Below are 9,578 nucleotides of genomic sequence, written 5' to 3'. Positions count from 1 at the left end.
CCGTCACGCGCTGGTTCGAATCCAGCTAGCCCAGTTATTGGCGGCATAGCCAAGTGGTAAGGCAGAGGTCTGCAAAACCTTTATCACCGGTTCAAATCCGGTTGCCGCCTCCATGCACGATGCGGGAGTAGTTCAACTCTTAGAACACATTCCTTCCCGGAATGAGATATAGGTGCAAATCCTATCTTCCGCTCCATATTTTAATAATGCGGGAGTATTTCAACTTTTAGAATACGTTCCTTCCCGGAACGAGATATAGGTGCAAATCCTATCTTCCGCTCCAAGTTTTTGCTTCCAAATGGAAGTTTTTTATTTATCAAAAATTGAGCCGGCGTGGCGGAATTGGCAGACGCGCGGGACTCAAAATCCCGTTCCTGTATTGGAGTGTCGGTTCGACCCCGACCGCCGGTATATTTTTAAATTCTTTTAGGAATTTTTAGAGTGAAAATGTTGTTAAATCAATGTTTTCACTCTTTTTTTTATGCTTTTAGACACTATTTTTATGTCATATCTATGTCACGAGAGGGGACTAAATTAAAAATTTATGTCACAAATTATGTCACAACTCATTAATGATTTTAAGAGCTTTCTTATTATTTTTCCTAAGTTGCTTTTAGAAAATGGCCATAATCTTGCATTGTTTTATCAATAGAAAATTGCTCAAATTTTAGGATATGATAAAACAATTTAAAACTTTATTTGATAATTATTTTTAAATAACTTTTTTTATTGTTTGTATTGATAGTCTCAACATTAATTTTTGATTAAAACTTATTTGTTCATATTGTTAAACAGGGTAGATTGTACTAATATAAAGCTAATGTTTAAAAACGGAGGCTACTATGAGTAAACAACGCATAAGTTTAAAGTATTTTTTTAGTAATATTCTCAATGCTGTAGGGGCTGGAGTTGTCATTGCTTTATTACCAAATGCATTGTTGGGAGAATTTTTAAAATTATTTATGGATAATCATCCATTACTTCAATTAGTATTTCATTTAGTGATTATTATTCAATCATTTATGGCATTTATTATCGGTGTTTTAGCAGCACATCAATTTAAGTTTAATGGTGCAGGGTCTTGTATGGTTGGTGTAGCTGCTATGCTTGGATCTGGAGCGGTACAATTCACTTCTAAAGGTATTGCATTAAAGGGCATCGGTGATATTATTAATATTATTTTAGTTGTCATTATAGCGTGTGCATTATATATGTTTTTGCAAGGGAAATTAGGATCACTTGAAATGATTATATTACCAGTCTTAATTCCTGTTGCAAGTGGTTTAATTGGACTTTTAACATTACCTTATGTACAAACCATAACTAAAGGTCTTGGTCATATGGTAAATTCATTTACAGCTTTGAATCCACTCATCATGTCAATTTTGATAAGTGTAACGTTCTCATTATTGATGGTTACACCGATTTCATTAGTTGCTATTGCCACAGCTATAAGCTTAACTGGTTTAGGAAGTGGTGCAGCCAATATGGGAATTGTAGCTGCTTGTGTTACTTTCATATTTGGATCAATACGAGTTAATTCAATGGGTGTTAATATTGTATTACTCATTGGTGCTGCAAAAATGATGATACCTGTATATTTAAAGCATTTAATCATTGCGGTTCCACTAACTTTAAATGGTATCGTATCAGGAGTATTAGCATACGCCATTGGAATTAAAGGTACACCATTATCGGCTGGATTTGGGTACACAGGTTTAGTTGGACCAATCAATGCCTTTAATAGAATGCCTGGTGATGCAACAATGAATATTATTTTACTTATTTTTGGTTACTTGATAATTCCATTTGTGAGTGCATTTATTATTCATGAAATATGCAAAAAATTAATTCCTAGTTATCATGATGGTATTTATAAATTTGAAATACCTAAGCAATAAAGCTTACTTACGAGCCAGGAATATATAATATTGAAGTTATTATACAAATTCGCAGTAGGTGACTGAACTGTTAAGACACTAAAGATGTGTTTTTCAGTATAGTCATGCTTGCGTGTGGTCAATAAAAAATTTTATAAATACATTTTACAAGCTAAGCAAGCTGGGAGTTGGACAATGAATTTAAAAAGAATTCTGTCTAACTCCTTTTTTTAAATACACTATTGTATATTAATACATTTATATGTATAATAATGAATTAATTAAAGGAGGTTGCTTATGAAAATAATTACTAAAGTACTAACTATAGCAATCTTAATTAGTTTGACATTGATATACATACAACCAATGGTATTAGCTGATGAAGATGCAACTTGGAATAAAATTAAAGAAAGAGGTGAATTAAGAGTAGGACTATCAGCCGATTATGCACCACTGGAATTTGAAAAAACAAAAAATGGTAAGACAGAATATGTGGGTGTAGATATTGAATTAGCTAAAAAAATTGCAAAAGATAATCATTTAAAATTAAAAATTGTTAATATGCAATTTGATAGTTTACTTGGCGCTTTAAAAACTGGGAAAATAGACATTATTATATCTGGTATGACGTCTACACCTGAAAGGAAAAAAGAAGTAGATTTTTCAGAACCATACATGGAAATAGGTAATGTAATGTTAATTAGAGAAAATAATAGTGATGTATTCCATACGTTAAATGATTTTAAAAATAAAAAAATAGGCGCTCAAAAGGGCAGTGAGCAAGAAAAAATTGCGCAGCAAGAAATAGAAAATGCACAATTAAGTTCACTCAATCGTTTACCAGATGCAATTTTAGCTTTGAAAAGTAAAAAAATTGATGGATTAGTTATTGAAAAGCCAGTAGCTGAAGCCTACGCTAAGCAAAATAAAGATTTAAAAATTGCCAATGTTTCATTTAATGAGGAGAAAAAAACTACAGTCATTGCTTTACCTAAAGACTCACCTATTTTATTACAACATCTAAATGAGTCAATCAAAAATGTTAAAGACCAAAATTTAATCAATAAATATATGAATATAGCTTCAGAACAAATGGTTGACGATGGTAGTTTTATTCAAAAGTATGGCACTTTCTTCGTTAAAGGATTGCAAAATACTGTACTTATTTCTTTAATCGGTGTAGTTTGTGGAGCGATTATTGGATCATTTATTGCACTTGCAAAACTTAGTAAATTTAAAATTCTTTCATGGCCAGCGTCAATTTACATCGCATTTTTGAGAGGAACACCAATGTTAGTGCAAGTTTTTATAGTCTTTTTTGGAACAACTGCACTCTTAGGGTTAGATATTTCTGCACTTATTTGTGGAACGATTGCATTAGTCATAAACTCTTCTGCCTATATTGCAGAAATAATAAGAGCTGGAATTAATGCAGTTGATAAAGGTCAAACTGAAGCTGCGCAATGCTTAGGTTTAAATTATTCAAAAACAATGATTCATATTGTATTACCTCAAGCATTTAAAAATATATTACCAGCTTTAGGAAACGAATTTGTTACTTTAATAAAAGAGTCATCTATTATATCTACAATTGGTGTTGGTGAAATTATGTTCAACGCTCAAGTTGTACAAGGTATATCATTTGATCCTTTCACACCATTAATCATAGCTGCATGTATGTACTTTATATTAACTTTCTCATTATCAAGCGTTATGAGTTTAATTGAAGGGAGAATGAAAGCAAGTGATTAAAATAGAAAATTTAACTAAAAAATTTGATAAAATTGAAGTACTTAAAGATATTAATTTGGAAATAAATAAAGGTGAAGTTTTAGCCATCATCGGACCATCTGGAAGTGGTAAAAGCACGCTGCTAAGATGTATAAATTTGTTAGAGACACCAACTAGTGGAAAGGTTATTTTTGAGGGAACTGAACTGACTCATCAGAATAATAATTTAAATAAATTACGTCAAAAAATGGGAATGGTATTCCAAAATTTTAATTTATTTCCACATAAAACAGTCTTGGATAACATCGTTTTGGCACCTAAGTTACTAAATATGAACGATTTAAATCAATTGAAACAAGAGGCACTTGCATTACTAAAAAAAGTGGGACTTGAAGATAAAGCTGATGTTTATCCTTCACAATTATCCGGCGGGCAAAAGCAAAGAGTTGCGATAGCTAGGGCATTGGCTATGCATCCAGATATCATATTATTTGATGAACCTACATCTGCATTGGATCCGGAAGTTGTATACGATGTGCTCAATGTCATGAAAGATTTAGCTAAAGAAGGTATGACAATGGTTGTTGTGACTCATGAAATGGGATTTGCGAGAGATGTAAGTGATAAAGTGATTTTTATGGCTGATGGATACGTTGTAGAAGAAGGTTCACCTCAACAACTATTTCAGTCACCGAAGCATAAAAGAACACAAAACTTTTTATCTAGAGTACTATAGAAATAATAATGACTGATTAAGGAGTCTGAGACATATACGTTTCAGACTCCTATTAAAATGTAAAGATACTTAAATAGTCCATAAATAATTAACGATTTCTTTAAGAGGATTGTGTTAAAATGTCATATGTATCATTTTTAAGGAGGCAAATGTATTGGATTATAATTGGCTTAAAGAAGAAATTATCGATTATGCATATTCAATAGGCATAGATAGCATTGGTTTTACTACAGCTGATCCATTTGATGAACTTAAAAAGAAATTAGAAGATTATCACGCAAAAGGCTATGCTTCAGGATTTGAAGAATCAGATATTGCATTACGAACTGAGCCAAAATTAAGTTTGCCTACTGCACGTTCAATTATAGCAATAGCTGTTGGATATCCAAATAAACTTAAAGGTGCACCTAAAAGTGTTAGAGGTGATCGTCGAGGGATGTTTGCACGCGCTTCTTGGGGACAAGATTATCACTCAATTATGCGAAAGCGTTTAGATAAGCTTGCGGATTTTATACAATCTAAAGTGCCCGAAGTAGAAATACAGAGTATGGTTGATACTGGCGTGTTATCCGATAGGGCAGTTGCAGAGCGAGCTGGACTTGGATTTGCAGGTCGAAATGGATTTATCATTAACCCCGATTTAGGTACCTGGACTTACTTAGGAGAAATGTTAGTGAGTATACCATTTGAGCCAGATGATCCAATTCTTGATAGCTGTGGTGATTGTACGATATGTGTTGATAGGTGTCCTACGGGCGCACTTGTTGGAAATGGTCAATTAAACGCTCAAAAGTGTATTAGCTTTTTAACACAAACGAAAGGATACCTACAAGATGAATATAGATATAAAATAGGTAATCGTTTATATGGATGTGATACATGTCAACAAGTTTGTCCTAAAAATAAAGGAATAAACACGACACATGATGATATTATACTAGAACCTGAGATATTGAAACCACGATTAGTACCATTATTACAAATGAGCAATAAAGAATTCAAACAAACTTATGGTCATTTAGCAGGTGCTTGGCGTGGAAAAAAACCAATTCAACGTAACGCTATTATTGCATTAGCACACTTTAATGAAGTTGCCGCTATACCTGAACTTAAAGAAGTAGCATTAAATGATCCAAGGCCAATGATTAGGGGAACTGCGTACTGGGCAATCGGTCAAATTCTAGGAGAAGAAGCACGTGAATTCATAGATGAATACTATGAACATGAACTTGAAGAAGTTCAAAATGAAATGATAAAAGGATTAGAAATGAGGAAACTTTAAATGACAAATCATATTGTTTTATTTCAACCAGAAATTCCTGCTAATACAGGTAATATCGCTCGTACTTGTGCAGGGACAAATACACATTTACATTTGATTAAACCATTAGGATTTAGTACGGATGATAAAATGTTAAAGCGAGCTGGTCTTGATTATTGGGAACACGTTAATATTACCTATCATGAAAGTATTGAAGACTTCTTTGATATTACAAATGGCGAATATTATTTATTAACTAAATTTGGTAAACAAACTTATAGCGATTTTAATTTCGCTAAGGAGAATACAGATTATTATTTTATATTTGGTAGGGAAACAACTGGATTACCTGATTGGGTTAAAGAGAAATACGCGGATACAGCATTAAGAATTCCTATGAGTGAGAATATTAGATCATTGAATTTATCTAATACAGCAGCATTGTTAATCTATGAAGCGCTACGACAACAAAACTTTCCTGGTTTATCGTAAACGTTAATCCGAAAGTTGAAATTCAATGCATCTTTTTATTAAAAAATGTTATATTTATTAGTGATTTAATATAACATTTTTAAAATAGTTTGATTTAATGTCTACAAGGGTATTCTAATAAATAATACGTTATTTATAAGACATTGATGAACTAAGAGGAGTGTAAAGACAATGGCAATGAACTTTAAAGTATTTAATGATGTAGAACACGTAGCTGAATACACAGCAGATATCATTAGAAAGCAATTTAATAACAATCCTACAACGATTGCTGGCATTCATTTAACTAAAGATGCGGCACCAGTATTAGATGAACTAAAGAAAGATGTTGATCATCATGCAGTCGATTTTAGTCAAATAAATATTTTGGATTATGATGATAATCGTTCATTTTATGAGGCGTTAGGCGTACCTGCTAGCCAAATTTATCCAATTAATTTTGATGATGATGCGGCGTCTTTAATTGATGATAAAATTAAGACGAAAGAAAATAAAGGAAAATTAATTCTACAAGTTACATCTATTGATGAAGCGGGTAGTTTAAATGTAAACGTAAGACAAGGTTTATTAAAATCACGTGAAGTTGTATTAGTTGTGACTGGTGCAAATAAACGTGAGGTTGTTAAAAAACTTTATGAAGAAAATGGTAAATCAAGCTTTGAACCTTCTGATCTTAAAGCACATAGAATGGTAACAGTCGTGTTAGATAGAGCGGCTGCTGAAGGTTTACCTGAAGATGTTAAAGCATATTTCACTGCTAGATTTGCTTAAATTTAAAAGTGAGGTTTGACAAATGGCTGAAAATAAAGATTCGGAACTAAATTATCGTGAAGAAGAAAATGCGATGGTGCAAGATTTAGATGATTTAAAAACCTTAGGCAAAGAGATGGAACAAATTTCTGAAGAAAATGATGAGGACAAATTAAATCAATCGCATGAATAGATGATAGCTTTAAAACGAATACTTTTGATTAATATAAACTTGAGACCTTTAAAGATGTCTCGAGTTTATTTTTTATGAAACAAGCGTACTAAGTAAATGTAAATTTTTACGAGTTTAACGGCTGAATACAATTTAATGGATTATGAAATATGGTAAAATATACTTCAATCATTAAATATAAGGAGAGCGTAAAATGTTACATAAATATTGGCTTCCACTAACGATTGCCACTATTTTGATTAGTTTACTTTCAATTAAAGGATTCCCAATCGCATTTGGTGCACTTTATCTACCAATATTGTTTAAAATTATTAAATTGCAATTAAACTTATCCAACGGTTTAATTGAAAATATAAGTGCGCAACCTTTCATCAAAAGTAATCAAACAGGTGTATTCATAAGTGTGCTATGTTGTATTTTAATAACTGGTATTTTAATGTATTCTTTAAATGATTTTTATGCACAACTCACGGGATTTATAGGCTTTCTAATTCAATTAAGTCCTTTTACATTGATCATTAGTGTGGTGTTATATATTTTAAGCGCTTTAGCAGTTATTAAAGCAGTTAAAGTTAAATATGATTATAACAAGCATGAATAAGGTTACTTCGGTGAAGAACAATTGAATAGTGTATCAAAAATAACGATTAGAATAATGCATCCATATTCTAACCGTTATTTTTTAATTTGAGCTTGAATTTAATTTGTTGAAACCGCTTTAATAATGCGTTGCCCCTTTAATTTAAATAATGCTATACTATGGTTAAATAATTGTATAAGGGGAGATTTTCGCATGTCAGTAAGAATTGAACACGATACATTCGGAGAAATTGAAGTACCTGGAGATAAATATTGGGGTGCTCAAACGGAGAGAAGTAAACGAAACTTTCCAGTGGGTAAAGAACGTATGCCAATTGAAGTGGTTTATGGATTTGCCCAATTAAAAAGAGGTGCAGCATTAGCCAATCATGAATTAGGAAAATTAAGTGATGCTAAAAAAGATGCCATCGTTTACGCTTGTGATTTAATCTTAAAAGGGGAATTAGATGAACATTTCCCACTTGTTGTTTGGCAAACAGGAAGCGGTACTCAAAGTAATATGAACGTTAATGAAGTTGTTAGCTTTGTAGCAAATAAATATTTAAAAGAACAAGGTATTGACGAATCAATTCATCCTAATGATGATGTGAATAAATCTCAAAGTTCAAATGATACATTCCCAACAGCAATGCATGTTGCGTTATATCATGAAGTTGAAACTAAACTTGAACCCGCTTTAAAACATCTTCGTGATACTTTTAAAGAAAAAGAGGATAAGTATCAATCAATTATTAAGATTGGTAGAACACATTTACAAGATGCGACACCAATTAAATTAGGACAAGAAATCAGTGGCTGGCGTTATATGTTAGATAAATGTGAAGAATTACTAGCAGAATCAAAAAAACATATCTTAAGCTTAGCTATCGGTGGAACTGCTGTTGGTACAGGTATTAATGCGCATCCAGAATTTGGTAATAAGGTTGCTAAATTTATCTCAGATAATACTGGATATAACTTTGTATCATCTGACAATAAATTCCATGCATTGACATCTCATGATGAAGTTGTTCAATTACATGGTACGTTAAAAGCGTTAGCAGCAGACTTGATGAAAATCGCAAATGATATTAGATGGTTAGCGTCTGGTCCGAGAGCGGGACTTGCAGAAATTTCAATTCCTGAAAATGAACCAGGATCATCAATTATGCCTGGTAAAGTAAATCCAACACAATGCGAAATGCTTACAATGGTTGCAGTTCAAGTTATGGGTAATGACACTACAGTTGGTATTGCAAGTTCACAAGGTAATTTTGAATTAAATGTCTTTAAACCAGTAATACTTCATAACACATTACAATCAATTTACTTACTTGCAGATGGTATGCAAACATTCAATGATAACTGTGCGATAGGCATTGAACCAATTGAAGAAAACATTAATAATTATTTAAATCAATCATTAATGTTAGTAACTGCTTTAAACCCTCATATTGGTTATGAAAAAGCTGCTCAAATTGCTAAAAAAGCACATAAAGAAGGATTAACTTTAAAAGAATCTGCTATCCAATCTGGACATGTTACAGAAGAACAATTTAAAGAATGGATTAAACCTGAAGATATGGTAGATCCACATTAATTAAAACGCATAAAATAAATAAGGGAGTAACTGTCGACTGATATTGACAGTTACTCTCATTGTATAAAGAAGGGAGTGGGACAGAATTCTTTTAAATTCGTCGTCCACTCCCAGCTTGCTTAGCTTGTAGAATTTCTTGATGAAATTCTCTTTGTTGGGGCCCCGCCCGCAAGGATGACTAGAACTGAGAAAAGCTCGATTTAAGCGTCTTCTCAGTTCAGTCAGCTACTGCGAATTTGCTAAATAGCTTCATTATATTATTTTTGTCCCACTCCCCAGAAAAAGTTTCACCGTTATCTAAAAAAATGCATCTCTACGTGCTAGAATATATATTGGTCAGCCAACCAAATATTCAA

At 32.3% G+C, this 9,578-nt stretch carries 9 protein-coding genes and 4 tRNA genes; all 13 read left to right on the top strand.

Annotation, left to right across the window (positions count from 1 at the left end):
- The first annotated feature begins 39 nt into the window (after positions 1-39).
- Positions 40-113: transfer RNA gene (locus tag HMPREF3239_RS05875), tRNA-Cys, on the top strand.
- A gap of 8 nt (positions 114-121) precedes the next feature.
- A tRNA-Gly gene (locus HMPREF3239_RS05870) sits at positions 122-196 on the top strand.
- Positions 197-208: 12 nt separating this feature from the next.
- Positions 209-283, top strand: a tRNA-Gly gene (locus HMPREF3239_RS12455).
- Between the two features lie 44 nt (positions 284-327).
- Positions 328-411: transfer RNA gene (locus tag HMPREF3239_RS05865), tRNA-Leu, on the top strand.
- Between the two features lie 431 nt (positions 412-842).
- Positions 843-1,901, top strand: a complete 1,059-nt coding sequence (locus HMPREF3239_RS05860) for a PTS sugar transporter subunit IIC (protein ID WP_053030632.1) — start codon at positions 843-845, stop codon at positions 1,899-1,901.
- Between the two features lie 276 nt (positions 1,902-2,177).
- On the top strand, positions 2,178-3,632 hold the full coding sequence (locus tag HMPREF3239_RS05855; RefSeq protein WP_070855029.1) for an ABC transporter substrate-binding protein/permease: 1,455 nt from the start codon (positions 2,178-2,180) through the stop codon (positions 3,630-3,632).
- Positions 3,625-4,347, top strand: a complete 723-nt coding sequence (locus tag HMPREF3239_RS05850) for an amino acid ABC transporter ATP-binding protein (protein WP_053030628.1) — start codon at positions 3,625-3,627, stop codon at positions 4,345-4,347. The genes HMPREF3239_RS05855 and HMPREF3239_RS05850 overlap by 8 nt, the downstream gene beginning before the upstream one ends.
- Positions 4,348-4,501: 154 nt before the next feature.
- Entirely contained in the window at positions 4,502-5,629 is a 1,128-nt protein-coding gene (queG, locus tag HMPREF3239_RS05845) for a tRNA epoxyqueuosine(34) reductase QueG (RefSeq protein WP_070855028.1), read from the top strand.
- Entirely contained in the window at positions 5,630-6,100 is a 471-nt protein-coding gene (gene trmL, locus HMPREF3239_RS05840; protein WP_053030624.1) for a tRNA (uridine(34)/cytosine(34)/5-carboxymethylaminomethyluridine(34)-2'-O)-methyltransferase TrmL, read from the top strand.
- A gap of 171 nt (positions 6,101-6,271) precedes the next feature.
- Positions 6,272-6,871, top strand: coding sequence for a 6-phosphogluconolactonase (locus tag HMPREF3239_RS05835; RefSeq protein ID WP_070855027.1), 600 nt, complete (start codon positions 6,272-6,274; stop codon positions 6,869-6,871).
- A gap of 22 nt (positions 6,872-6,893) precedes the next feature.
- Positions 6,894-7,043: an SAS053 family DNA gyrase inhibitor gene (locus HMPREF3239_RS12300; protein WP_107630288.1), complete on the top strand. Its 150-nt coding sequence runs from the start codon at positions 6,894-6,896 to the stop codon at positions 7,041-7,043.
- Between the two features lie 193 nt (positions 7,044-7,236).
- A complete protein-coding gene (locus tag HMPREF3239_RS05830; RefSeq protein WP_070855026.1) occupies positions 7,237-7,644 on the top strand; it encodes a hypothetical protein in 408 nt (135 codons plus the stop codon).
- 192 nt (positions 7,645-7,836) lie between these two features.
- Positions 7,837-9,222: a class II fumarate hydratase gene (gene fumC / locus HMPREF3239_RS05825; protein WP_070855025.1), complete on the top strand. Its 1,386-nt coding sequence runs from the start codon at positions 7,837-7,839 to the stop codon at positions 9,220-9,222.
- Positions 9,223-9,578: the final 356 nt, after the last annotated feature.

Source organism: Staphylococcus sp. HMSC34C02 (genome assembly GCF_001838705.1).
Lineage (GTDB): Bacteria > Bacillota > Bacilli > Staphylococcales > Staphylococcaceae > Staphylococcus > Staphylococcus borealis.
This window is presented reverse-complemented; position numbering and strand designations above follow the sequence as displayed.